This is a genomic window from Allochromatium palmeri, from assembly GCF_009720725.1.
Classification (GTDB): Bacteria; Pseudomonadota; Gammaproteobacteria; order Chromatiales; family Chromatiaceae; genus Thermochromatium; species Thermochromatium palmeri.
This window is the reverse complement of the sequence record NZ_WNKT01000054.1, coordinates 1-24,282: the sequence shown is the minus strand read 5'-3', so window position 1 is coordinate 24,282 and position 24,282 is coordinate 1. Positions and strand designations below refer to the sequence as shown.

Here is a 24,282-nt window from a genome sequence, read left to right as displayed (position 1 = left end):
GTTCAACAACGTCTCAAGCGTCCCGGGGCGTGGTGGCGCCTTGAGCAGGCCGAGGCCATGCTGGCGCTACGCCTCAATCGCGTCAATGGCCACTGGGAGAACTATTGGCAAGACCTGATCAAACAAGCGGCATGACAATGGCGCGGCACGCATCAGTTATGGTCGCACCCCGATGAGCGTGGAGCGATCCAGATCGGCCAGCCCATCCAGGTCATACGGCGAAAGCCTGAACGCGTAGGGGCGATCGGCGTCCTTGAGCAGGAAGTCTTCACTGTCGGCGAGCTTGGCGATCCGGTACGCACGCGACTCGCCCGCGCTGAGTTCGAGCTTCAGTTCCAGCACGGGGGCGGCCGGGTCGTCGGCTGGAGCCTCTGCGGCGGTAAAGACGTCGCGATAACTCAGGTTGGCCAAACGACGCACCACCTCGCGGGCCTGGTCCTGATCCAGCGGTTCGTTCTCGTCGGCTCCGGCCAAACGCCAGTGCTCGCCGTCTTTCTCCAGACGCCAATCGGCGCCTTCGATGGCCGTGATCTTCGCTTGATCGACGCGCAGTTGCCCCTGGTCGAGCCAGTCGACACGCCGGTTGGAGACATCGGCGATCGCCAGATCCAGCTCGTAGACGGCCGAGTCGTTCGCCGGACGTCCGAACAGACGCTTGAAGCCTGGTGTCTCGCCCAGGATCAGAGTGCCGAGTGGCCCTTGTGCACCTTCGAGCGTCAGGCGCCGGTTGAAGCCGGTGTCGGCGACCTTGAAGCGTTCGCGCGCCTCGGCACTGGTCGCTACGGGCAGCGGGCGTTTGAGCGCGGCCAGGGTGGTCAGGAGCTGATCGGCCTTGAAGCCGGCGGCCGGGAAGTCGTCCAGATCGCCGATCACCCAGGCGCCGTCGTCGCGCCGTTCGAGGCGCACCGGATCGGCACCGTCGGCGCCTTCGAGGCGGATCGCTGTTACCTGCTCAGGCTGGAAGTCGAGCAGGGGCGTTTGTGGCGCGAAAGCGTGTGTGCTCGGAGCACTCAGGCTCTGGCCGAGCGCGATCAGCAGTTGCAGCGCGAGCAGACCGGCCAGACCCATGATCAGGGGCGAGCGCAGATCCGGGCGCCAGCCGAGATCAGCCCTGGAGTTTGATGTCGTGGTGTTGGTCGATGTCATGACTCACTGACCTCCGTGACCGAGGATGGCGGCATGGTAGCGGGCGCGACGGGCGCGGGCACGTCGATGCAGCGCGTAAACGAGCGCCAATCCGCTGAGCGCCAGCAGATAGTTGAGCGTCTCCCAAAAGACCTGTGCCTTGCGTCCGATTGGATCGAGCAGACGCCCGAATTGGCCCTGACCGCGCAGTGATAACAGTCCGCGATCCTCCAGCGACCAGTCGACGGCGTTCTGGACCAGTTCGAGCGGTTTGAGATAGCGGCTCTGGGTCGCCTCGTTGGCGAGACTGATGGCGGTGTCGCCGAGGAAGCTCGACGAGCCGATCAGGATCAGCCGCGCTGACTCGGGCGACGTGTCGATGACGCCTGAAATGACCGCGTGTTCGGGCGTCTCGGGTTCGGAGGTCTCGGACTCAGACTCAGACTCAGAGTCGGCCTCAGCCTCATCCTTGGTGAGCAACGGCGAGGGCTGACCAGCGAAGGCTGAGTCGAAGCGGCCCTCGACGGCCACCGCCAGCAGCTTGCGTCCTCGATCCTCGCCACGCGGGAAACCGAGCGAGCCATGGGCCTCGAAATCAGGCTGCATGTTCTCCGAGTCACTGCTCCAGGCCGCGTCTGAACTCTGAAGCAGGCGCGTCACCCGCCGCCCGGCATTCTTCGTCTCATCGAGCGTGATCGGCGAGGACCAGTTGAGCGTGATCTGGCCCAGACCAGCCGTGATCGGACTATCCTCGGCCAGTCCTTCGCCCCGGATGTCGGGGAAGTAGGGATAGTCGAGCGTCTGGATCTCCTGGACCACGAAGCCGCCCAGATCGCGCTGGATCGGAATCGGGAAGGGCGTGTTGCGCGGGTCGAGCGCCAGACTGGATTCGAGCTTCAGACCATGATGCGCGAGCCAGTCGCCCAGCCCGGTGTCGATCTTGCGCGCACTGATGGCGCCGCCGGCCAGATCCAGGTCGAAGCTGGAGGCGGCCAGGATCACGGTTCCGCCCTGCATCAGGAACTGATCGATGGCGAAGCGCTGTTTCTCGTCCAGGGTCTCGGGTCCGACGACTAGCAGCAGATCCGCCTCCTCCGGCACCTGACCCGAGGCGAGGTCGGTCTCACGCAGGTTGAAGCTGTCCTGGAGCGTCTGACGTAGCAGGCTGTAGTCGTCGCCCATCGAACCGCCCATACCGAAGGGATTGGGCGTGGGTGCCGGGGCAAAGAGCGCGACGGTGCGCAATACGCCCGGCGCGAAGCGCTTGATCGCCGACTCGATCGAGCGGCTCAGGCCGGCACGGTCGAGCGATTCGGGCAGCGGTACCGGGACGCTGCGCGCGCCATCCTCCAGCACCAGATAAAAATAGAAGGGCGTAGGATCGAGCAGACTGACTACCAGTGGCTCGAAGCCGTATTGCTCGGCGATGGTCTCGGCTAGAGCCCCATCGCCAGCCGCTGGGTCTTGAATCTCGACGCTGAAACGGCCGTTCGACTGGGCCTGCAACTCGTCCAGGAGCGACTCCAGATCCGTGCGCAGAGCCGGCAACGGCTCAGGGAGCGTATCCGGCGCGGAGATGAACGCCTTGAGCGTCAGCGGCCTGGCGAGATTGGCGAACAGATCACCGCCGCCCTGATAGCCCTGGAGCACCTTGCGGATGGTGCGCGTCAGGTCATACTCAGGATGGCGCAGACGCACGTCGAGATCCGTCTCGCTGCGGACCTTCACATCGATCAGATCCTGGAAACCGAGGGTCTCGTACTGATCGCCGTATTTGATCAGGATGTCGAAATACGAGTTGACCACGGCCGACTGATACTTGTTCGCGGTCTGGAAGGCGACCGGGCGGATACCGTACTGCTCGCCGGCCTCGCGCTCCAGCTCCGGTGACTGCTGCGGATCGACGATCTCCACACGCACCTTGTCGCCGCCGGCGATCTGATATTCCTCCAGCAGGTCGCGCAGTTGCGGGACCAGAGGTGCCAGCAGCGGATGGGTTTGGGCGCTGAAATAGCCCCGGATCAGCAGCGGCTCCTGGAGCTGATCAAGATAGGTCCGGGTCGCCTCGGAGAGGCTGTAGAGCCGCCCTTCGGTCAGATCGGCGCGTGCGCCAGTCACGCCCTGCATCCAGAGATTGGCCGCGATCAGGTTGGCCACCGCCAGCCCCGTGATCAGCGTCCAGCGCCGATGATGACGCGGATTGGCCTCCGGTTCGGCCCAGCGCAGACGCTCCAGACCGTGGATGGTGAGCGCCAGAAACACGCCGGTCAGGCTCAGATAGTAGTAGAGGTCGCGCACATCGATCACACCGCGCGTGATCGACTCGAAGCGCGCGCCGCTGCCGAGCAGTCGCAGGAGTTCGCCGCCGCCGTGCCCGACCAGGCTGGTGAGCGCCGGCGAGCCGATGACATAAAAAGCCGCGCTGACCAGGGTCGCGCCGATCAGGGCCACGATCGGATTGTCGGTGCGCGCCGAGACGAACAGCCCGATGGCGACATAGGCCGAGGCCAGCAGCAGTGCCGCCAGATAGGCGCCAACGACCGGACCCCAGTCGAGCGGCCCGAGCAGCGAGACGGTGATCGGCAGCGGCAGGGTTAGGGCCAGCGCCACCGCCACCAGTCCCAGCGCGGCCAGGAACTTACCGAGCACCAGCTTGGGGGTGGCCACCGGCAGGGTCAGCAGGTTTTCGAGCGTTCCGGCGCGTCTTTCCTCGCTCCACATCCGCATGGTGAGCGCGGCGCACAGAAAGATCAGCAGGATCGGCATCCATTCGAACAGCGGACGCGCGTCGGCGATGTTGCGGGCGAAGAAGGCGTCGACCCAGAAGAAGACGAACAGCGATACCGCCAGAAAGGTGCCAATGAAGATATAGGCCACCGGCGAGCCGAAGAAGGCCGCCAGCTCGCGGCGGGCCACGCGGATGATCTCAGCCATGGGTCGCCTCCATCCGTTCCAGAGTGACAGCGCCGAACAGCGCCTCCAGGTCGTGGCGTTCGGTCTCCAGACCATGCAGCGACCAGCCGCGCTCACAGACGGCGCGGGCGACGCCGGGCGCGGCGGACTGAACATCGTCGGTCTCCAGGGCGAAGCGATGGCGCGCGCCGTCCTGGTCCAGCAGCACCGCCGAGCCGATCCCGTCCAGAGCCGAGAGCACTGACAGCGCCTCATCCGGTCCGCGATCCAGACTGACCACCAGACGTGGCTGACGTCCGATGGCATCGAGTCGGCTGTCGAGTGCCAACTGACCGCCGCGCATGATGAGCACCCGTCCGCAGACCGCCTCGACCTCTTGCAGGACATGAGTTGAGATGATGAGCGTGGCCTCGCGCGCCAGCTCGCGCACCAGGGCGCGCATGTGCTGGATCTGGGCCGGATCGAGGCCGTTGGTCGGCTCGTCGAGGATGAGGATGCGCGGCTCGTGCAGGATCGCCTGGGCCACGCCGACGCGCTGACGGTAGCCGCGCGACAGGGTGCTTATGGCAGCGGTCGCCTTCGGGCCGAGTTCGGTGCGCTCGACGGCACGGCGGATCGCCGCCGGACGTCGGTCGGGGGCCAGGCCCAGCAGGGATGCCTGATAGTCCAGTGAGTCGAGCACCGTCATCTCGGGATAGAGCGGACAGTTCTCGGGCAGATAGCCGATGTGGCGTTGCGCCTCGCGGCGCTGTTCGGCGATGTCCAGTCCGTCGATCCGGATCGTTCCGGCGCTCGGTTCGAGATAGCCGGTCAGCATCTTCATGATGGTGGTCTTGCCCGCGCCATTGTGGCCGAGCAGACCCACGATCTCACCCGTGTCGATGCTGAACGAGACGTCCTGGACCGCCTTGAGCGCGCCATAGTGGCGACTGAGGTGGCGAACCTCGATCATTGAGTCTCTCCTGTCTCGATTGCTCGCGGTGTCTTGGAGGGAAAGGGAGGGGCGCTGTGCCCCCTCCATACGGACGCGGATTTCAACCAAGCCGATCGAGGCGCGCAAGAGGGACGTGGCAGGCTAGGCGCCGGCGCGCGCTGGACATTTGACTCGAAGCTCAATCAAATCAGATAGATGGATCGCTCTGACTGAACCTGGACGTCGGGTTAAACTTTGTTAAGCGAGCGCCGGTTCAAATCTCGACGAGGATTCGACCATGCGTTCGACCGTCGAGCATCCGCTCAAAGATATCCGGCAGACCCGCGAGCCTGACCGTTTCACTCGGCATGGTCTCCAGATTCGCGGGTCGCCAATCGCTAGCCAGATGCGACCAGAGTTCAGCGCGCAGTGGGCTGGGGACATCGACCGAATTACAGCCGAGCAGACTCACGCCGCGCAGGATGAAGGGCATGACTGTTGTGTGCAGTTCATGCCCGGCCGCCAGACCAATGGCTGCAATGTTGCCGCCAGGAACCATGGTACGGGTGATCTGGGCCAGGAGTTCGCCGCCGACGTTGTCGATGGCGCCGCCCCATTCGCCCTTCTCCAGCGGACGGGTCGCGCCGGCCAACGCCTCACGGCCGACGATCCGCGAGGCGCCCAATTCCTTCAGCCAGTCGTGCAGATCTGGCTTGCCCGACAGGGCGACGACTTCGTAGCCGAGATGGGCGAGAATGGCCACGGCCATAGAGCCGACCCCGCCGCTGGCGCCGGTGACCAGGATCGGTCCCAGCTCGGGGCACTGACCATTGGCCTGCATCCGATGTAACGCCAGTGCGGCCGTGAAGCCGGCTGTGCCCAGGATCATCGCTGCGCGTGCATCGAGTCCATCCGGCATGGGCACCAGCCAGTCGCCCGGGACACAGAGATACTCGGCATAGGCGCCGTCGTGGTCGAAGCTCAGGCCCCAGCCAGTGGCGATGACTGACTCCCCGGCCCGGTAGCTCGGATGTCTGGAGACCTCGACCTCGCCGGCCGCGTCGATGCCGCCGACCAGCGGAAAGGTGCGCAGGATCTTGCCGCGACCGGTACCGGCGAGCGCGTCCTTGTAGTTGACGCTGGAATAGCGGACCCGGATCAGCACCTCGCCCTCGGCCGGTTCCGGCTTGGGTAACTGCTCGATCCCGGCGTGATGGCCCTGGTCGTCGTTGTGGATACGGAAGGCAGAATATGAAAGCATGGGTAAGACCTGAATCGAAGTGTGCTGTTGAAGTGTGAGGGTGATGAGGCGGCCTGTCCTTTTGAGGCCACCTCAAGCGACGGTCACCGGAATCCCCCCGATACGCGCGCGCCACTCAGCTGGGCCGGTCTGATGCACCGACTCGCCCCGGCTGTCGACCGCGACCGTCACCGGCATGTCCTCGACCTCGAACTCACGCATTGCCTCCATGCCGAGATCCTCGAACGCGACCAGTCGCGAGGAGCGGATGGCCTTGGAGACCAGATAGGCCGCGCCGCCGACCGCCATCAGATAGACCGCGCCATGCCGTTTGATCGACTCGATCGCCGCCGGTCCGCGCTCGGCCTTGCCGATCATGCCGATCAGTCCGGTTCGGGCGAGCATGACCTCTGTGAACTTGTCCATGCGCGTGGCGGTGGTCGGTCCGGCCGGGCCCACGACCTCGTCGCGCACCGGATCGACCGGGCCGACGTAATAGATGAAACGATTGGTGAGGTCCACGCCTTCCGGCAGGGACTCGCCGCGCGCGAGCAGATCGGCGATGCGCTTGTGCGCGGCATCACGCCCCGTGAGCAGCCGGCCCGAGAGCAGCAGCCGCTCGCCCGGACGCCAGCGTGCGATCTCGTCGCGCGTGAGTCCATCGAGATTGACGCGTCGTGCCGCGCTGTCGGGCGCCCAGGTGATCGCCGGCCAGTCCGTAAGACGCGGCGGCTCCAGCTGCACGGGTCCGGAGCCATCGAGGACGAAGTCCAGATGGCGAGTCGCGGCACAGTTGGGGATCATGGCCACCGGCAGCGAGGCGGCATGAGTCGGGTAGGTGAGGATCTTGACGTCCAGCACCGTGGTCAGTCCGCCGAGTCCCTGGGCGCCGATGCCGAGCGCGTTGACCTTCTCGAACAGTTCCAGACGCAGTTCCTCGATCGGATCGGCAGGACCGCGCGCCTGGAGTTCATGGATATCGATATGTCCGAGCAGGGCTTCCTTGGCCAGCAGCATGGCTTTTTCCGCCGAACCGCCGATGCCGATGCCGAGCATTCCGGGCGGACACCAGCCGGCGCCCATGGTCGGCACCGTCTTCAGCACCCAGTCGACCAGACTGTCGCTCGGGTTGAGGATGGCGAACTTGGCCTTGTTCTCCGAACCACCGCCCTTGGCCGCGAGCCGTACCTCGACCCGATCACCGGGCACCAGCTCGACATGGACCACCGCCGGGGTGTTGTCGCCGGTGTTCTTGCGTGCACCGATCGGCGGGGACACGATCGAGGCGCGCAGCACATTGTCCGGGTGCAGATAGGCGCGCCGCACGCCCTCATCGACCAGTGCCTGGAGGCTTTGTTTGGTATCCCAGCGCACATCCATGCCGACCTTGAGGAAGACCACCACCGAGCCGGTGTCCTGACAGAGCGGTCGCTGCCCTTCGGCGCACAGCCGCGAGTTGTAGAGGATCTGGGCCATGGCATCGCGCGCAGCGGGCGACTGCTCGGCCTCGTAGGCGGCGCCCAGCGCCTGGATGTAGTCGCGCGGGTGATAGTAGGAGATGAACTGGAGTGCGTCGGCAATGCTCTGGATGAAATCGGATTCGCGGATGATGGTCATGGTGGCTCGGGTTTACGGGGATTTTGCTAGGACTTTGCGGCAGTGTATATCAGCGACCCATCGAACCTGAAGCGATGACCATTTCATCAGTCGATCAGAATTTTCTGATAGTTTTCAAATGCGCACGCTGTCGCCGTGTCTGGAGCGACCATCGGAGTCGCGCCCGTTCGCTGACCGTCTGTGCGCACCGACGCGAAAAAAGACTTGCAGCCCTCGGAGAGGGCTTGTATTATGGCTGTCTGTTAACGACAGGCGCGTAGCTCAGTTGGTTAGAGCACCACCTTGACATGGTGGGGGTCGTTGGTTCGAGTCCAATCGCGCCTACCAACACTGGCTGTCAGCCTTCAGCGATCAGCTTTCAGCATGAAACTGGCTGAGAGTGCTTCGCTGAAGGCTGACAGCTTTTTTATTGCCCGCCGTTCGGGACCGCGCTGAACGACTCATGTGATCCCTCGTATCGATCACCACTGAAATTCCAGGATTCCAGATGCCGCTGATTACCCTCCCTGATGGCTCGCAGCGCTCCTTTGAGCTGTCTGTTAGTGTTTACGACGTCGCCGCTTCGATTGGCGCTGGCCTGGCTAAGGCCGCGCTCGCCGGTCGTGTCAACGGTCAGCTCGTCGATACCTCCCATGTCATCGATCAGGATGCTGAGCTGTCCATCGTCACCAGCAAAGACGAGGCCACCGCGCTCGAACTGCTGCGCCATGACGCCGCTCATGTGATGGCCCAGGCCGTCCAGGAACTCTATCCGGGCACCCAGGTCACCATCGGCCCGGCGATTGAGAACGGCTTCTATTACGACTTCGCCCGCGACGAGCCATTCACGCCCGATGATCTGGAGCGCATCGAAGCGCGTATGCACGAGATCGTCAAGCGCGATCTGCCCATCGTGCGCGAGGTCATGGACCGCGAAGACGCCAAGCGACTCTTCGCCGAGCTGGGTGAGCACTACAAGGTCGAGATCATCGACGACATCATCCCGGCGGGCGAAGCCGTCTCGATCTATCGCCAGGGCGACTGGTTCGACGTCTGTCGCGGCCCGCATCTGCCGAGCACCGGCAAGCTCGGCAACGGCTTCAAGCTGATGAAGCTCGCCGGTGCCTACTGGCGCGGCGATTCGCGCAATGCCATGTTGCAGCGGATCTATGGCACCGCCTGGCGCGATAAGAAAGAACTCAAGACCTATCTGCACCAGCTTGAGGAAGCCGAGAAGCGCGATCATCGCAAGCTCGGCAAGCAGCTCGACCTGTTCCACTTCCAGGACGAAGCGCCCGGCATGGCCTTCTGGCACGCCAAGGGTCGCGTGGTCTATCGGCTCGCTGAGACCTACATGCGCGAGAAGCTCGACGAGTACGGTTATCAGGAGGTCGAGACCCCGCAGGTGCTCGACCGCTCGCTCTGGGAGCGCTCGGGCCACTGGGACAAGTTCGCTGGCGGCATGTTCACGACGCATCTGGATGACCGTGATTTCGCCATCAAGCCGATGAACTGCCCCGGTCACATCCAGCTCTACAACCAGGGTCTCAAAAGCTATCGTGACCTGCCGTTGCGCATCGCCGAGTTCGGTGTGGTGCATCGCAACGAGCCGTCCGGCACCCTGCATGGTCTGATGCGCGCGCGCCGCTTCACCCAGGACGACGCCCATGTTTTCTGCACCGAAGACCAGCTCCAGTCCGAGGTCGCGACCCTGATCGACATGGTGTTCGAGACCTATCGCGATTTCGGTTTCGACGCCATCGATCTGGCCCTGTCGCTGCGTCCCGAGCAGCGCGTCGGTGCCGATGAGTTGTGGGACAAGGCCGAGGCCGCGCTCGCCCAGTCGCTCGACGACAAGGGCTTGACCTACCGCATCCAGCCGGGCGAGGGCGCGTTCTATGGCCCCAAGATTGAATTCACCCTGCATGACAGCCTCGGGCGTGCCTGGCAGTGCGGCACCATCCAGGTCGATTTTTCGATGCCCGGACGGCTCGGCGCGCACTATATCGCCGAGGACAACAGCAAGCAGACGCCGGTGATGATTCATCGCGCCATCCTCGGTTCGGTCGAGCGTTTCATCGGTATTCTGATCGAGCACTATGCCGGCCTGCTGCCGGTGTGGCTGGCGCCGGTGCAGGCGGTGGCGCTCAATATCACCGACCGTCAGGCCGACTATGTCAGGGAGGTCGTTAAGACCTTGCGTGACAAGGGCTTCCGCGCTGAGTTTGACTTGAGAAACGAGAAGATCGGCTTTAAAATCCGCGAGCACACCCTGCAGCGGGTTCCCTATCTACTCGTGGTCGGAGATCGCGAAGTCGAGACCCGCTCGCTGTCGGTCCGCGACCGCCAGGGCCAGGATCTCGGCTCCTTCAGCCTCGATACCTTTATCGAGCGACTGAGCCAGGACGTCGCGAACCGCATCCACTGATGGACGGTTGGGCGAATCGAGCCACGTGCTGGCCATTCGCTTAGGCCGTGTTTATTTGAGTTTTTGGAGGAACCTGCTATCGCTGCGCCAAAGAGAAACCGCGTCAACAGAGAGATCAACATCCCGGAAGTCCGGCTGATTGGCGCGGATGGAAATCAGGTTGGGGTCGTCAACACACGCGAGGCCTTGACCATGGCCGAGGAGGCGGGGCTGGATCTCGTCGAGATCGTGCCAACGTCCGAGCCACCGGTGTGTCGTTTGATGGATTTCGGTCGGTTTCTCTTCGATCAGAAGAAGAAAAAGAACGAGGCCAAGAAAAAGCAGAAGCAGGTCCAGATCAAGGAAGTCAAGTTTCGCCCAGGGACGGACGAAGGAGACTATCAGGTCAAACTACGCAACCTGACCCGTTTCCTCCATGAAGGGGACAAGGCCAAGGTCACCATGCGCTTTCGTGGGCGCGAACATGCCCACCGCGAACTCGGGCTGGAGCTGCTCCGGCGAATCGAGAGTGATCTGGCTGAATTCAGCATCGTCGAACAGCAGCCGCTCATGGAAGGTCGGCAGATGGTCATGGTGCTCGGTCCCAAGAAGAAATAGCGACGCTCCAACGCGCGAGCCGTCCTGAATCCCAGGTCGAATCGAGTCAGTCATCGGGCGCCAGGCGGCGCCCGATGCGTTCTTGATTCCATCTGATTTCAATGAACCTCGCGTGCTTTCGTCGCCTCACAATCATCGGCAAATAGCGGAGTCATCCAGTCCCATGCCCAAGATCAAGTCCAATCGAGGAGCCGCGAAGCGCTTCAAGCGTACGCCCTCCGGTGGTGTCAAGTGCAACGCCTCGCACCGTCGTCACATCCTGACCAAGAAGTCGACCAAGCGGAAGCGTCAACTGCGCGCGCCTCAGCGCGTCCATCAGTCGGATTTGCGTGCCGCGCGGCGCATGATTCCGTACTGCTGATTGCACTGAACCCCAGACCGGAGAGTAGAGAATGCCAAGAGTTAAACGCGGCGTCACCGCCCATGCGCGGCACAAGAAGATCCTCGAAGAGGCCAAGGGCTATTATGGCGCCCGAAGCAAAGTCTTCCGGGTCGCCAAGCAGGCTGTCATCAAGGCCGGCCAGTATGCCTACCGTGACCGTCGCCAGAAAAAGCGCGAATTCCGCACGCTGTGGATCGCCCGTATCAACGCCGCTGCGCGTGAGAACGGTCTGTCCTATAGCCGTCTGATCGACGGACTGAAGAAGGCCGGTGTCGAGGTCGATCGTAAGATGCTGGCCGACATCGCCTATCACGACAGCGTCGCCTTCGCGGCGCTGGCAGCTCAAGCGAAGGCCGCTCTGGCCTGATCTGGCGCCTGTCGCTGTCGACACAGAGGGAAAGGCCCAGGTCTTTCCCTTTTTACTTTCGGAGATCACCATGGCCGAACAGACCGCGCTCGGTATCCAGTCGCTCCAGGAGGCCGCGATCGATGCCATCACGCAGGCCGCCGATGCGACGGCGCTCGATCAGGTGCGCGTGCGCTATCTGGGCAAGAGCGGCGAGCTGACCGCCCTGCTCAAGCAACTCGGTACCCTGCCGCCGGCTGAACGTCCAGCCGCCGGGCAGGCGATCAATCAGGCCAAGAATGTCGTGCAGCAGGCGATCGAGACGCGCAAATCGGCGCTCGAACAGACCGCGCTCGCCGCGCGTCTGGCCGCCGAGCGTATCGACGTCACTCTGCCTGGACGCGGACAGATGCCTGGCGGACTGCATCCGGTCACGCGCGCGTTGCGCCGCATCGAGCGACTGTTCGCTAACGCCGGCTTTGCCGTAGTCGAAGGCCCGGAGGTCGAGGACGCCTATCACAACTTCGCGGCGCTCAACATCCCCGAGCACCATCCGGCGCGGGCGATGCACGACACCTTCTATTTCGACGCCGAGCGTCTGCTGCGTACTCACACCTCGCCGGTGCAGATCCGGGTGATGGAAGAACAGGCGCCGCCGCTCAAGGTGATCGCTCCGGGGCGCGTCTATCGCTGCGACTCGGATCTGACCCATACCCCGATGTTCCATCAGGTCGAGGGGTTGCTGGTCGATGAGCAGGTGAGCTTTGCCGATCTCAAGGGCGTGCTCTATGATTTTCTGACCAATTTCTTCGAGCGCGATCTCAAGCTGCGCTTCCGTCCGTCCTACTTCCCCTTCACCGAACCCTCGGCGGAGGTCGACATCCAGTGCGTGATGTGCGACGGCGACGGCTGCCGGGTTTGTAAGCAGACCGGCTGGCTGGAAGTGCTCGGCTGCGGCATGGTCTATCCCGAGGTCTTCCGCCATGTCGGCATCGACCCCGAGCGCCATCTCGGCTATGCCTTCGGCATGGGCGTCGAACGCTTGGCCATGCTGCGCTATGGCATCGACGACATCCGGCTCAACTTCGACAACGATCTGCGCTATCTGCGTCAGTTCCGTTGAGCGTGACGTGACCGGCGACCGGATCGAGCCGCGCCTGCGCCGTTCGTCGGGGTCTGACACCAATCATCTGGTTTTAATTTTGCCCGAGGCCCAGCAGGCGTCGGGGTGGGGAGTGGGACATGCGATTCAGTGAGGCATGGCTGCGCGAATGGGTGAACCCGCCGGTCGATACCCAGCGTCTGGCCGATCAACTCAGCATGGCGGGGCTGGAGGTCGACGCGGTCGAACCGGCGGCACCCGTCTTCAGTGGGGTCAGGGTCGGGCATGTGCTCAGCATCGAGCCGCATCCGGACGCCGCCAAGCTGCGTGTCTGCTCGGTCGATGTCGGCGAGGACGCTCCGCTTCAGATCATCTGCGGTGCGGCCAATGTCGCGGCCGATATGAAGGTGCCGGTGGCGACCATCGGGGCCAGTCTGCCGGGGAATTTCAAGATCAAGCGTGCCAAGCTGCGCGGGGTCGAGTCGTTCGGCATGATCTGCTCGGCGAGCGAACTGGGTCTGGCTGAATCCTCGGACGGCATTCTGCCACTGCCGGCTGACGCACCGCTCGGCGAAGATTTTCGCGCCTGGCTGGCGCTCGACGATCAGTGCATCGAGGTCGATCTGACCCCGGATCGCGGCGACTGTCTCGGTCTGGCTGGCCTGGCGCGCGAAGTGGCCGTCATCAATCGTGTCCCTCTGATGCCAACGGCCATCAAGCCGATTGAACCGGTCAGCGATGAACGGTTCTCGGTGCAGCTGCTGGCACCTGAAGCCTGTCCGCGCTATGTCTGCCGCGTCATCCGTGGCATCGACCCCAGCGCGACCACGCCGCTGTGGATGCGCGAGCGGCTGCGGCGCGGCGGCATTCGTGCCATCAGCCCGGTGGTCGACGTCACCAACTATGTGTTGCTCGAACTCGGTCAGCCGATGCACGGCTTCGATCTGGCTAAGCTCGCCGGCGAGATCCGGGTGCGGATGGCGACCGAAGGCGAGACGCTGGCACTGCTCAATGGCGAACAGGCGACGCTGCGCGCCGACACGCTCGTCATCGCCGACGCCGAGCGTGCGGTCGCGCTCGCTGGCATCATGGGCGGCGCGGAGTCGGGTGTCGGGGCCGAGACGCGCGACATCCTGCTCGAAAGCGCCTTCTTCGCGCCACTGGCCGTCAGCGGCAAAGCGCGCAGTTATGGTCTGCACACCGATTCCTCGCACCGCTTCGAGCGTGGCGTCGATCCCGAACTCCAGGTGCGCGCCATCGAACGCGCCACGCGGTTGCTGCTCGACATCGTCGGCGGCGAGCCGGGGCCGGTGTGCGAGGTCAGCGCCGCTGAACATCTGCCGCGCCCGACGCCGTTGCCTCTGCGTGCCGAGCGGGTGGCGCGGATTCTGGGGCTGCAACTGCCCAATGAGACCATCGAGGACATCCTCGAACGGCTCGGCATGGCCATCGAGCGACGCGAGGACGGCTGGCAGGTCACGCCGCCGAGCGCACGTTTCGATCTGGTGCAGGAGGTCGATCTGATCGCCGACATCGGGCGTATCCACGGCTATGATCTGATTCCGGTCAGTCATGCCAGCTCGGCCTCGGCCACCCAGTCCGACTCCGAGACCCGGTTTGAGCTCGACCGCGCGCGACTGGCGCTGGTCGATCGCGGGTTCCAGGAGGTCATCACCTACAGCTTCGTCAGTCCCGAGATCCAGGAACTGGTCGAGCCGGGGGTGGAAACGCTCAAACTGGCCAATCCGATCAGCGCCGAACTCTCGGTCATGCGCACCAGCCTTTGGCCCGGACTGCTGCAAACCGCCGTCTACAACCAGGCGCGGCAGATGGAGCGCGTGCGGATCTTCGAGAGCGGACTGCGTTTTCGCTTCGGCCCCGAAGGTTTGACCCAGACGCCGGGGATCGCCGGCCTGGTGGTCGGTGACCGGCTGCCGGAGCAGTGGGATCAGAAAGGACAGGGCGTCGATTTCTTCGATCTCAAGGCCGATGTCGAGGCGCTGCTGACCCAGACCGGCGCGTCTGCGTCCTTCCGCTTCGTGCCTGCCGAGCATCCGGCGCTGCATCCGGGCCAGACGGCCCGCATCGAGCGCGACGGTCAGCCGGTCGGGCTGATCGGTATGTTGCATCCGGCGCTCGCCGCGCAGCTCGATCTGACGGGCAATGTGTTTCTGTTCGAACTCGATCTGGCTCCATTGACTCCGGGCGTGCTGCCACACTATGGCAAGATCTCCCGCTATCCCGGTATCCGGCGCGATCTGGCGATTCTGATCGATCAAGGGGTCAGCTACGAGGCGGTCGAACAGTGCATTCGTTCGGTTGCCTCTGATCTGCTGCGTGAGCTGATCCTGTTCGACGTCTACACCGGCCAAAACATCGAAACAGGCCGAAAAAGTCTCGCCTTAGGATTGATTTTACAGTCGTCTTCTCAGACACTTACGGATGAAGTCATAGACGCAACGGTGGGGCGGATCCTGGAGCGCCTGACCTCTGAACTCGATGCACGCTTGAGGGATTGAACAGGTATGGCCTTGACCAAAGCCGACATGGCCGAGCATTTGTTTGAAGAGCTTGGCCTGAACAAACGCGAGGCCAAGGACATCGTCGAGATGTTCTTCGAGGAGATTCGCGCCGCCCTGGAACGCGGCGAGCAGGTCAAGCTGTCCGGGTTCGGCAACTTCGATCTGCGTGAAAAGAAAGAGCGCCCTGGGCGCAATCCCAAGACCGGCGAGGAAATCCCCATCACCGCCCGGCGTGTCGTGACTTTCCGTCCGGGCCAAAAGCTCAAGTCGAGAGTGGAAGCCTATGCGGGAACCGAGCGATAGTCTGATCGGAGCGAGCGACGGCGAACTGCCGCCGATCCCCGGCAAGCGCTATTTCACGATCGGCGAGGTCAGCGAGCTGTGCGGCGTCAAGCCGCATGTGCTGCGCTATTGGGAGCAGGAGTTTCCGCAGCTCAAGCCGGTCAAGCGGCGTGGCAATCGCCGTTACTATCAGCGTCATGATGTGCTCATGGTGCGCCAGATCCGCAATCTGCTCTATGAGCAAGGCTTCACCATTGGCGGTGCCCGCCAGCAGCTCAGCGGTGAGGGTGCCAAGCATGATCTCAGTCAGACCCATCAGATCCTGAGACAGATGCGACTTGAGCTTGAGGAGATCTTGCAAGTGCTTCGACGTTGACGCTGGACGCACGACAGCGTATGATTCCGCTTCTTTCGAACGGGGCGTAGCGCAGCCTGGTAGCGCACCTGAATGGGGTTCAGGTGGTCGGAGGTTCAAATCCTCTCGCCCCGACCAATAAAGACAAGGGGTTAGCTCAATCGGCTAACCCCTTTTTCTTTGCAAATCGGCTTCTGGGTAACGCTGGGGGTAACAAATCAGCAGCGTTTGACCGGCTGAAATCCGGGATCTTCCCGGATTTGACCCACGGGTCATCTCCGCGCGCGCGAGGCGGCGCCCGCCGAAGTGAGGATTCTTCACTTTGGCCAAGGGTCATCTCCGCGCGCGTGTGGCGGCTCCAGGTCATCATGCAGATGATCCTCGTGGTCATCCTGCCGGTCAGATCCAGGTCATCATGTAGATGATCCTCGTGGTCATCCTGCCGGTCAGATCCAGGTCATCATGTAGATGATCCTCGTGGTCGGCAATGACGTGGTCATCATGCAGATGATCCTCGTGGTCATCCTGCATTTTGCGTGACTCTCACGCTTCCTGATCCACCAGGGCAAGCAGCGCCGCTCGCGTCTCTGGCGATGCCGTCTGGCCGTCGCGATGAATCCGGCTCAGGTTTGATCGGTCGATCTTGTGACCAGTGCCGGCCAGGGCGCGGGCGATGCCGGTATAGGTGCCGAATCGGTCGAGCAGCAGACAAACCAGGTCGGCGTCACTGCGCGGCGGCGTCACTGTGTCGCTTTTCATTGGCTCATTATCCATTACTGTGACGTTATCATCAGTCGCCTTATTCGTCACTGTGTCGCCTTTCGGTATCCGCTCCAGATGCACCACATAGGCGTGCTCGTCACTGGAGCGCGCATTGAGTCGCCCGAACAGTTCCTCGACGCCGAAGAAAAGCGCTTCGGGTCGGTCCTTCCGATACGCCAAGGCGACAGCTTCAAGCAATAGTTGGTCGGGTAAGGTGGTGATGTCGCCCTCGGGATCGTCCAGGGCGAACCGGACGCGCTCTCTGGCGTGGCGCATCCGCTCGGCAGACGTGAGCGCCGGACGCGGGCCTTTCGGGCGCCCACGGCGTTTTGCTTCGGTGGTGGTGGTCGTGTCGCTCATTTCTCGTCACCGTGTCGGTTATTGGTGACTTGAATATAGCGCACAGTGACGAAAAGACAAGGATATTTTGTCACTGTGACGAATCGCGCGACGACTGCGCGAAAATCGACATCACAGATCGCCCGTAGAGCGCGCGGAAAGCAGGGGTGAAGGGTTTCCTATACCCCTGAGTCTGGAATGCCTCAGACGGGCATACAGGCGGCGGGGTGCTGAAAAGCGGTTGGATGTGGAAGTAAGGAAGGGCGCCCCAGCTCCCGGCCGGTTAACCGGGGCCGCCATGCGGGGCGGAACGGCGGTGCTCATGCATGAGGGCGCAGCCCGGCGGCTGAGGTTCGAGCTTATGCTAGAGCTGGACTCGGCTCGACCCTTGAAAAGGGCCGCGCTGTCAGTGGTGCGACATCAGGCGCTTGAATTGGGCAGCGAGTGTCGGTGAAACATGCACAGCGCGGTGGGGTGCCGATATTCGCGGACCGGATCGGCGGCCGGTTGCCCCATACCAGCGGCGTGGAACCGAGCCGCTGGCACTACTGCTCAGAACGTGAACCGCACCGCGTGCCAGCTCAACGGCTTCACGGTGAAGTCACTCACGATCTGGAGGCGCCAAGCATCCGCTGATGGATGCGGGCGCAGTCTGAGTGTCCACGGCTTCTCGGTCCCGTCCAAGGTTCCCAGCCCTACCACGGGTCGTTCGGCCGGCGGCGGGAGCAGATAGCCGTAGGTCAGCCTTGAGTCGGAGAATACGCCCAGCTTGGCGCGAGCTGCCAGCTCGAGGAGCTCGAGGTCTAACTCGATCGCAGCGGGCACGCAGAGCACACCAGCTCGAGGTTGCAAGGCCGATCCATGAGCCGACGTGATGCCACGAAGAGCGGCATTCGCGGCCGAGACGGAGACCGCTACGCCTGGGCCGGTCGAGACGTCGTTCCCACGGGTCTCGGCAAAGAGCGGCAGGCCATCGGAGAGGACCGGATTTCTCTCCAGCATCTCAACGATGGAATCGCGCTCCGCGCGGCGTGCGGCCTGGATCAGCTCCCGCGTCAGCTCGCCCAGCAGCCCCCAGCGTGCGTTGATGACATCGACCCGGGTGAAGCCCACAAACCCGCGAACCGTCGCAAGTTGGCCCGTCTGACCGCTCAGGGTCATCTCGGTGTGCGTTATCGATACGTCGCCACCTTCGCCAACATTCGCGTGCAAGTCGCTAGGCTCGATCTGCTCGATCTGACTTGGGCGGAAATCGCTGAGCGGGAATCGCTTGACGATGGCGTCATGCTCGGCCGGCGGTGGGGTCTTGGCGAGCATCTGAACGGCGCTCTCGACGGTCGAAATCAACGCCTTGCTGGTGAAGGCATTGGCCGCGCGAAACGCCCGGCGGTTATCGCGCTCGGCCTTGTCGTACAACTCATCAAATAGCTGGCGGTCCGCCGCGTCCAGGTCCTTTCGCGGACTTGGGAGCGGTCGTTTCGCGTCCGCGAGCTCATGACTGCTTGTGAACTTCCCAGCGAGGATGCTCGAGAGTTCGTCGGCCGTCGCCTCGGACAGCGTGCGGGCGAGCGGGTTTCCCTCATGGACATGCGCGCCCATCTTCGCCGCGATCGCCTGGGCGATAACCTCGCGCCGGTCCAGCTCGGGGAGCCGTGCGACAAGCTCGGACTCGGTGCGCATGGCGCCTACGTATGCGAAGCCGGTCATTCTGAGACCCCCTGCCGAATGGCGGACGCGATCATCTGAGGGCTCGCCCGGTTGAGACCGGCGGCGCTGAATGTGCCGTCCGCCTCCAGCTCGACGCGAACGGCGCCTTTCGGCGGCGGCGGATAGAAGATCGGCGTCGCTACCTCGCCAGCGACTCGGAAAGCCGCGACGCTGTGTAGCGTCAGAACCCCGCTCTTCGGGTGAACGAAATGCTCGACATCGACGGCGGTAGACGCTGCGACCACGGTTGTTTCTGTCATCTGCGTGAATCCTCAAAATGCCATGCCGTATCCTCTCCCGAATCAGGGTGAAACCTCCTCATGACGCGCGTCGGCGATGTCCGTCAGTCGGCGGTAGACGCCTCGTTGGGTGCTCGGTACCGATGCGGCGTGATGCGAGGATTCGAGCAGGCGCGCCACCTCACCGGGGACACACGAGCCCCCGCGACGCCAGGCAGCGATGCGGCCGGCGGCGCTCCAGAGCGACAGCCTATCGTCGTCGGCCAGGATGCGTGCGGCGTACCACATGAGCCGGTCAGCCTCGCGCCGGGCGCCAGGACCGGACAGGTCAAGTGCCTGATCAGCGGGCAGGCCGTGGGCGATCTTGCGCGCGGCGCCGGACAGCCAGGCTTGTAGGTCGGGATCGGCGACCAGCTTGGCGGCGAGTTCGAGGCGTTCAATCGTCATCAGATGGTCCTCTTGGAATGTCGGCGGGCGGTTCGTCGAGATCAGCCAGCAGCGTCGGCTGCTCGACTTCCAGTTCGGCGATGGTCTCGCGCAGCGTGGGCGGCGGTCGTCTGAGATCCGGGCGGAGGCCGATGATCAGGGCGGCAAGGTCTTCGTCCGCATCGGTCAGGTGCTCGATCAGCGCGTCGTCGCTGCTGGAAGCCGCGCGGTCGAATGCACGGCCGAGCGCGTCCATTACCTCTTCGTCGCGCGCGTCATCAAGCATCAGCTCGATTTCCTCGATCAGCACATCGATTCGGCGTTCCGACTCCATCAGTTTTCGCGTCACCGTGACGATATGGGCGCGCAGGTCGGCCAGGCTGTTGGTTGCTTGGGCGGCGGCGGCCTGGGCCTGATCGGCGCGGGTGTTGGCTTCGTCGATCTCGCGACGGACGTCGATCAAGAATCTGAGCCGGCCGCCGTTGGGCTGGCGACGCAGCAGTTCACGGACGGCGCGGTCGGGATCGATGCGGCCGTTCTTTTCGATTGGGATGATCCCCTTGCCGACCAACTCCGTGATGTAGCTCCTGCTCGCTCCAATCATCCTGGCCATATCGGCGCGGCTGACTCTGAAGCCGAGTCCGGTTTGCTCGATAGGGAGGGCAGCTAACATCTTTGATGCGGCGCCGTTTTTCTGCTCTGGTCTGGCCATGTTGTTTGCTCGGTTGGTGACTTGTTCGGGGTTGACCTAGTGAAGCGGTCCGCATCTAGCCAAATCTCGCGGCCTTCGTACCCGCAGTGCGAGTGCTCAGGAAGTACCTACCCGCCGGCCGCCAATGCATCGGCGACCCGGATCGCATGGCGGAGTTGCTCAGGATCGGCGGCGCAGGCTTCGATGTATTCGGCTCGGGATTCGGGATCGGTCTCGCCGATGGTGTCGAGCCAGCCGTTGAGCGCGGCCAGGACTTCGCGGGGCAAGCGGACATCCGCCTCGATCCGCGTACACAAGCCTTCGCCATGCCCTTTATCTGCCGCAACTGCCGCAAATGCCGCAACGGTTTGGGGCTTCGAGCTGGACAGGAATTGGCACAAGACACTGCTCATGCCGCACCTCCAGGGGTAAAAAAAGAGTTCTCAAAACATTTTCCTGGAATGGTTGCGGCATTTGCGGCAGTTGCGGCACTCAGCACAAGTCGTTGTTTGAAAAAGGCACTCAAGGGCCTGAAGTGCCGCAGCCCACTTGCGGCACTTCTGCGGCAGTTCGCGGCAGACGGATTAAGCATGGTCGTCATCCTCCCGGCACCAGCAGACGGGGATTGATTTGGAGCAAGCGTTGGCGTCCTCGATCGATCCGCCGAGCGTGCCCGGACTCTTCCAAGAGATCGATCGCGACATCTCGCTTCAGTGCGTCGCGCGTCCGGTTCGGGCCGAACTTCGAGACATCGCGCAGCGAGATCACGCCGGCCCGATCGATGATCGGCTCGCCATCGCGGTTGGCCAGCTCGCGTCCCTTGCCGGTCAGCCAGGCGGACAGTTCGCGCGCGTCCAGCACCACCTCGGGTGTGTCGGCTTCGTAGAAGATCCGCCGCGCTTCGGCAAGGTGCCAGGCAGCTACGGCGATTCCGCCGGCCATGTAGTGTTCTTCGATTTCCCGCGTTACGCGCCCGTGGTCGAACAACTGGAAGATGGTCGCCACGCGCGCGGCGTTTTCCGCGCTCTTGGCGGCCACGTCGCGCACCTCGGCGAACTCGCCGAAGTCGGCCAGCTCGCGTTCAACGGTGTCGTGATAGGAGATCCACGCCAGTTTCGCGCCGGCACTCAGGCGCATCACGGTCGGCTTCAGCATCATCCGCGCGCCCTTGTCCTCGCTGGTGTCGTCGATGGGGAGCGGCAAGCCGAGCAGGGTCAGGATGTGGCGCTCGAAGTCGGCCAGCGCGCGCCAGGAGGCGGGCGGCTCGCTGTAGGTCCGCGTCCCCATGGTCGAGCGCGGCGCGGCCAGTAGGAACCGAGCCAGGAATCCAATCGTGCGCGCGCCCTTGTCGATCAGCTTGGGCAGCAGATCCGGCTGCATCATCAGGAAGGCACTGAAGCGCCGGCCGCGCAGTTCGGCGACGGGAGCGCCTTTCCGGGTCGGTAGGAATTCGCGCGCGTCCCAGAGGATGTTCAGCAGCGCGAGCAAGGATGTCGCCGAGTCTTCGCCGAGTCCTTGGCTTCCAATTACGGTGCCGGCCTCGTCTGAGAACAGACCGCCCGACGGCCAGCCGGTGGCCAGGGCGTAGGCGAGCGAAGCCGGGTTCACGTCCTCATAGCTCGGCGACGGCAGGGGGACGGGGATGATAGGGTTCTGCTCCAGCTCGACGAGCCGAGCCTCCAGGCGCTCCAGTTCCTCTTCCGCTTTAGGATCGTCCTTGCCTTCCATAGCCTTTATCTTCGACTTGGTACCCTCGACGCGGGTCTTATGCGCGGCGGCCATGGCAACGGATCGCCGGTGATCGGGCAGACGTTCCTCGCGTGTTGTGCGGACCCATGACTTGATCGCGCGCCCGAAGAACTTGTCGGCCGCGCTCTTGCGCTCGCCGGACTGAGCGCACAAAAGCAGATAGAGCGAGATCGGCGAGACCAGGTGGTCATTGATGCCGACATTCGCCAGTCCTTGTGCAGCCAGCGCCATTTGTGCCAGAGCGGACGAGCCGATCAGCGGCAGCGGTTGCTGACCGAAGGCCGCGTACTCGCGGATAGCATTCTGCGCAGCCTGGGGGAAGACGCTCAGCGGATAGGGTTCGCCATCGATCGGCGCGGCGAGATCGCCGGGAGTCGGCCAGTCGTCCGGCTCGCCGTGAATATCGGCCGGCGGCGGCTCGGGGTGCTGGGGGCGCGAGTCCCTTTGTTCGCGCAGCTCGGCCGGCTTGCGTTCGCGCTTTGCCGGATTGACCCAGCCGGAGCGTTGGGCCTCGGCGAAGACGGCCTTCGGGCCGGTGCCCTCGGGCTTGAACGAATCCCATGTGCGCGCGGCGTCTTTGGGGTCGAACTTCTCCGACGCCTGAGACCATTCCAGCCATAGCGCGCGGCCTTGGTCGCCGAGCGGCTTCAACGCGAGGCCCATTCGGACCCATAGATCCCGATCATCTGAGCGCATGGACACCAGGGCTGAGCGCAGATCCCGAACCAGTTGATCCGTGGTATCGACGCGGGGCCGCTCGGTCGGCGCATCCTGGGCCTTGGGGCGCGGCGAGTGCAGCGGGGCAAGCGTCACTGTGACGAAATCGGCGATGTCTTCCAGGTCGCCTCGACCATCGCGGCCAGTGACAGTGAAGTATCGACCGCGGCTGTAGGCTTCGATCCCACTGGCGTTGCTGCCGAGCGTGGCGAAGTCGCGCCCGATGCCCACGGCGTGCCAGCCTTTACCGGACGGCGAACGCTCGACATATCCCGGCAGTCGCTCGACCAGTGCGGCGAGATCCGGGCGGGTGTCGGTTCCATCCAGGTCGATCCCTTGCCAGTGACGGCCATCCTCATCAGGTCCGAGTGCGAAACCGAGTCCGGCATAGGCGCCGGACTCCAGCACAACCAGCGCCTCTTCGAACGTAGCTAGCCGCGCGCGGTCTTCTGGCGTGTCGAGCTGGCCTTGGCGCGGTGTGTCGTTGCAGTAGAACGGCACCTTGCGCGGCTTCTTATCGCCGTTGCTGACCGACTTCCAGACCAGCCAGCGCGGAGCTTTGCGCATGGCTTCAGGCAGGTGAGAGAGGGGTACGCCGATAGCGCACCCCTCGACGGATGGAATGACGGGAGCGGTCGGAACCGCCCCTTCCCTGGGGCAGCCGTTCATCGTTTGGCCTCCTGGTCGTTGAAGGTGCTCATCGCGCACCCCCAGCCGCGTCGGCATGATGCCGTAGCTCGCCGGCCAGCAGCTGGGTGGCGGTGCGGGATAGCTCGGCGCCCTCCTGCTCGGCGACGGCGCGAAGCTGGGACAGCTCGGCCTCGGTCAGATCCAGATTCAGGGGTTCGGGACGCTCACCCTCCTTGGCCTGCCGCTCGACATCATCGGCAACAGCTCGCAGTGCTTCGGCAATGCGACGTTGGCGCTCAGGTTCGGCCGCGATCTCGGCGGCATCGATCGCGGCATTCAGGGCAGCGGCGATATGGCCTTGATGCGCTTCGCTGGCCAGTGCGCGAAGTCGCTTCGAGTCGCCAGCCGAGAGCGTGATGCAGTCTTCCTCGCGTCCGGCCGCGCATTCCAGGGCGGCCAGAATCGGATTGATGATGACGTACAAGCCATCCTCGACGGCCTTGTCACTCAGGCGCTCGACATCGATGGCGTAGACCCAACGCAGGGCGCTGGCGCAGTTGCGCGCGGTTTCGTGCAGGCTGGAGCCGACGAGCGGATTCAGTTCAGGGTTGGAGTCGACATTGAAAGTCGGGAACATGGTCGAACCTCGATTGCATTGAGAGTGCAGGGGTTCGACTGAGCGAGAGAGGATCAGACGGCGGGCACGGACGCGCGCAGACGTGCGAATGCGCGGGTATACGGGTATACTTTGCCTGCCGGTGAACCACTGCCTCAATCAGTCGGTTCTTTGCTCGGGTTGCCTTGCAGGGCGCCCGAGACGGTCAAACGATACGCCGATTCCAGAATCATTTGCAAGCCCGAAGCGTGGTCGAGACGCTTCGGGCTTTTTGCTGTCTGGCCATCGCTGTGCTTGCTTCGCCCGACGTTGGGCGCGGCGCATTTCTGATCGTTTACCCATCGCTCATTCTCCCTTATGCCGCTTCCGGTCCACTGGCCCCGCGTTCCAGTGCGGCCAGAAATTGGCCTCGCCGCCAATAGTTTCTATTTCTGATCTTCAGCGGCCGGGGAATGATGCCGAGATTGACCCAGCGCCAGAGCGTCATATCCGAGACATTGCCGGCCAATCGTCGGGCCTCTGTGGATGGTAAGCGTTCAGAGACCCCTTGACCGTCTGCGGTCTTCAAGACCAGGATAAGCCCCTCTTCACCGTCCGTTGAGCCC

At 63.6% G+C, this 24,282-nt stretch carries 23 protein-coding genes, 2 tRNA genes and 1 pseudogene; 11 read left to right on the top strand and 15 right to left on the bottom strand.

Features of this window, described 5'->3' with window-relative positions; all coding sequences use genetic code 11:
* Nucleotides 1-135 (top strand): annotated as a pseudogene (locus GJ668_RS17315) (ISKra4-like element ISTvi1 family transposase); the annotation flags it as partial.
* A 21-nt stretch (nucleotides 136-156) separates the two neighbouring features.
* Here the strand turns inward: GJ668_RS17315 and GJ668_RS17310 are convergent.
* From GJ668_RS17310 to GJ668_RS17290, 5 genes are all read right to left on the bottom strand, one after another.
* Nucleotides 157-1,146: a DUF4340 domain-containing protein gene (locus GJ668_RS17310; RefSeq protein ID WP_155451381.1), complete on the bottom strand. Its 990-nt coding sequence runs from the start codon at nucleotides 1,144-1,146 to the stop codon at nucleotides 157-159.
* A gap of 3 nt (nucleotides 1,147-1,149) precedes the next feature.
* Nucleotides 1,150-4,059, bottom strand: coding sequence for a Gldg family protein (locus GJ668_RS17305; RefSeq protein ID WP_155451380.1), 2,910 nt, complete (start codon nucleotides 4,057-4,059; stop codon nucleotides 1,150-1,152).
* Entirely contained in the window at nucleotides 4,052-4,990 is a 939-nt protein-coding gene (locus GJ668_RS17300; protein ID WP_155451379.1) for an ABC transporter ATP-binding protein, read from the bottom strand. The genes GJ668_RS17305 and GJ668_RS17300 overlap by 8 nt, the downstream gene beginning before the upstream one ends.
* A gap of 235 nt (nucleotides 4,991-5,225) precedes the next feature.
* Nucleotides 5,226-6,212, bottom strand: a complete 987-nt coding sequence (locus GJ668_RS17295; RefSeq protein ID WP_155451378.1) for a YhdH/YhfP family quinone oxidoreductase — start codon at nucleotides 6,210-6,212, stop codon at nucleotides 5,226-5,228.
* A 72-nt stretch (nucleotides 6,213-6,284) separates the two neighbouring features.
* Nucleotides 6,285-7,808, bottom strand: coding sequence for a fumarate hydratase (locus tag GJ668_RS17290; RefSeq protein WP_155451377.1), 1,524 nt, complete (start codon nucleotides 7,806-7,808; stop codon nucleotides 6,285-6,287).
* Nucleotides 7,809-8,058: 250 nt separating this feature from the next.
* Between GJ668_RS17290 and GJ668_RS17285 the strand changes: the two genes are divergently transcribed.
* The 10 genes from GJ668_RS17285 (at nucleotide 8,059) to GJ668_RS17240 (ending at nucleotide 15,939) form a co-directional block, all read left to right on the top strand.
* A tRNA-Val gene (locus GJ668_RS17285) sits at nucleotides 8,059-8,135 on the top strand.
* A 160-nt stretch (nucleotides 8,136-8,295) separates the two neighbouring features.
* Nucleotides 8,296-10,215 carry a threonine--tRNA ligase gene (thrS, locus tag GJ668_RS17280; RefSeq protein ID WP_155451376.1) on the top strand — a complete coding sequence of 640 codons (1,920 nt, stop codon included), beginning with the start codon at nucleotides 8,296-8,298 and terminating at the stop codon, nucleotides 10,213-10,215.
* A 63-nt stretch (nucleotides 10,216-10,278) separates the two neighbouring features.
* Complete coding sequence (gene infC / locus GJ668_RS17275) at nucleotides 10,279-10,812, top strand: translation initiation factor IF-3 (protein WP_155451375.1); 534 nt, start codon at nucleotides 10,279-10,281, stop codon at nucleotides 10,810-10,812.
* A gap of 163 nt (nucleotides 10,813-10,975) precedes the next feature.
* Entirely contained in the window at nucleotides 10,976-11,173 is a 198-nt protein-coding gene (gene rpmI / locus GJ668_RS17270; protein ID WP_155451374.1) for a 50S ribosomal protein L35, read from the top strand.
* A gap of 31 nt (nucleotides 11,174-11,204) precedes the next feature.
* Complete coding sequence (gene rplT / locus GJ668_RS17265; protein WP_155451373.1) at nucleotides 11,205-11,561, top strand: 50S ribosomal protein L20; 357 nt, start codon at nucleotides 11,205-11,207, stop codon at nucleotides 11,559-11,561.
* Nucleotides 11,562-11,631: 70 nt separating this feature from the next.
* The gene (pheS, locus tag GJ668_RS17260; protein WP_155451372.1) at nucleotides 11,632-12,663 is read left to right on the top strand and encodes a phenylalanine--tRNA ligase subunit alpha; all 1,032 of its coding nucleotides are present in this window, start codon (nucleotides 11,632-11,634) and stop codon (nucleotides 12,661-12,663) included.
* A 119-nt stretch (nucleotides 12,664-12,782) separates the two neighbouring features.
* On the top strand, nucleotides 12,783-15,161 hold the full coding sequence (pheT, locus tag GJ668_RS17255; RefSeq protein WP_155451371.1) for a phenylalanine--tRNA ligase subunit beta: 2,379 nt from the start codon (nucleotides 12,783-12,785) through the stop codon (nucleotides 15,159-15,161).
* A 6-nt stretch (nucleotides 15,162-15,167) separates the two neighbouring features.
* The gene (ihfA, locus tag GJ668_RS17250; RefSeq protein WP_012970205.1) at nucleotides 15,168-15,467 is read left to right on the top strand and encodes an integration host factor subunit alpha; all 300 of its coding nucleotides are present in this window, start codon (nucleotides 15,168-15,170) and stop codon (nucleotides 15,465-15,467) included.
* Nucleotides 15,448-15,822: a MerR family transcriptional regulator gene (locus GJ668_RS17245; RefSeq protein WP_155451370.1), complete on the top strand. Its 375-nt coding sequence runs from the start codon at nucleotides 15,448-15,450 to the stop codon at nucleotides 15,820-15,822. Before ihfA ends, GJ668_RS17245 begins: the two co-directional genes overlap by 20 nt.
* A 40-nt stretch (nucleotides 15,823-15,862) precedes the next feature.
* Nucleotides 15,863-15,939: transfer RNA gene (locus GJ668_RS17240), tRNA-Pro, on the top strand.
* Between the two features lie 261 nt (nucleotides 15,940-16,200).
* On the opposite strand, the gene GJ668_RS20990 is transcribed toward GJ668_RS17240, so the two are convergent.
* From GJ668_RS20990 to GJ668_RS20360, 10 genes are all read right to left on the bottom strand, one after another.
* Complete coding sequence (locus tag GJ668_RS20990; RefSeq protein ID WP_281350255.1) at nucleotides 16,201-16,332, bottom strand: hypothetical protein; 132 nt, start codon at nucleotides 16,330-16,332, stop codon at nucleotides 16,201-16,203.
* Nucleotides 16,333-16,344: 12 nt separating this feature from the next.
* Complete coding sequence (locus GJ668_RS17235) at nucleotides 16,345-16,923, bottom strand: hypothetical protein (RefSeq protein ID WP_155451369.1); 579 nt, start codon at nucleotides 16,921-16,923, stop codon at nucleotides 16,345-16,347.
* Nucleotides 16,924-17,454: 531 nt separating this feature from the next.
* Entirely contained in the window at nucleotides 17,455-18,609 is a 1,155-nt protein-coding gene (locus tag GJ668_RS17230) for a phage major capsid protein (protein ID WP_155451368.1), read from the bottom strand.
* On the bottom strand, nucleotides 18,606-18,869 hold the full coding sequence (locus GJ668_RS17225) for a hypothetical protein (RefSeq protein ID WP_155451367.1): 264 nt from the start codon (nucleotides 18,867-18,869) through the stop codon (nucleotides 18,606-18,608). The genes GJ668_RS17230 and GJ668_RS17225 overlap by 4 nt, the downstream gene beginning before the upstream one ends.
* 42 nt (nucleotides 18,870-18,911) lie before the next feature.
* Nucleotides 18,912-19,295: a hypothetical protein gene (locus GJ668_RS17220; RefSeq protein WP_155451366.1), complete on the bottom strand. Its 384-nt coding sequence runs from the start codon at nucleotides 19,293-19,295 to the stop codon at nucleotides 18,912-18,914.
* Nucleotides 19,285-19,986, bottom strand: a complete 702-nt coding sequence (locus tag GJ668_RS17215; RefSeq protein WP_155451365.1) for a hypothetical protein — start codon at nucleotides 19,984-19,986, stop codon at nucleotides 19,285-19,287. Before GJ668_RS17215 ends, GJ668_RS17220 begins: the two co-directional genes overlap by 11 nt.
* A gap of 107 nt (nucleotides 19,987-20,093) precedes the next feature.
* Nucleotides 20,094-20,252 carry a hypothetical protein gene (locus GJ668_RS17210; protein WP_155451364.1) on the bottom strand — a complete coding sequence of 53 codons (159 nt, stop codon included), beginning with the start codon at nucleotides 20,250-20,252 and terminating at the stop codon, nucleotides 20,094-20,096.
* 310 nt (nucleotides 20,253-20,562) lie between these two features.
* The gene (locus GJ668_RS17200; RefSeq protein ID WP_186343175.1) at nucleotides 20,563-23,100 is read right to left on the bottom strand and encodes a DUF3987 domain-containing protein; all 2,538 of its coding nucleotides are present in this window, start codon (nucleotides 23,098-23,100) and stop codon (nucleotides 20,563-20,565) included.
* A 28-nt stretch (nucleotides 23,101-23,128) separates the two neighbouring features.
* Nucleotides 23,129-23,698 (bottom strand): hypothetical protein, encoded by a 570-nt coding sequence (locus GJ668_RS17195; protein WP_155451361.1) that lies wholly within the window; start codon nucleotides 23,696-23,698, stop codon nucleotides 23,129-23,131.
* A 334-nt stretch (nucleotides 23,699-24,032) separates the two neighbouring features.
* On the bottom strand, nucleotides 24,033-24,282 hold a 250-nt coding region (locus GJ668_RS20360), incomplete at its 5' end, for a helix-turn-helix transcriptional regulator (protein WP_222930808.1).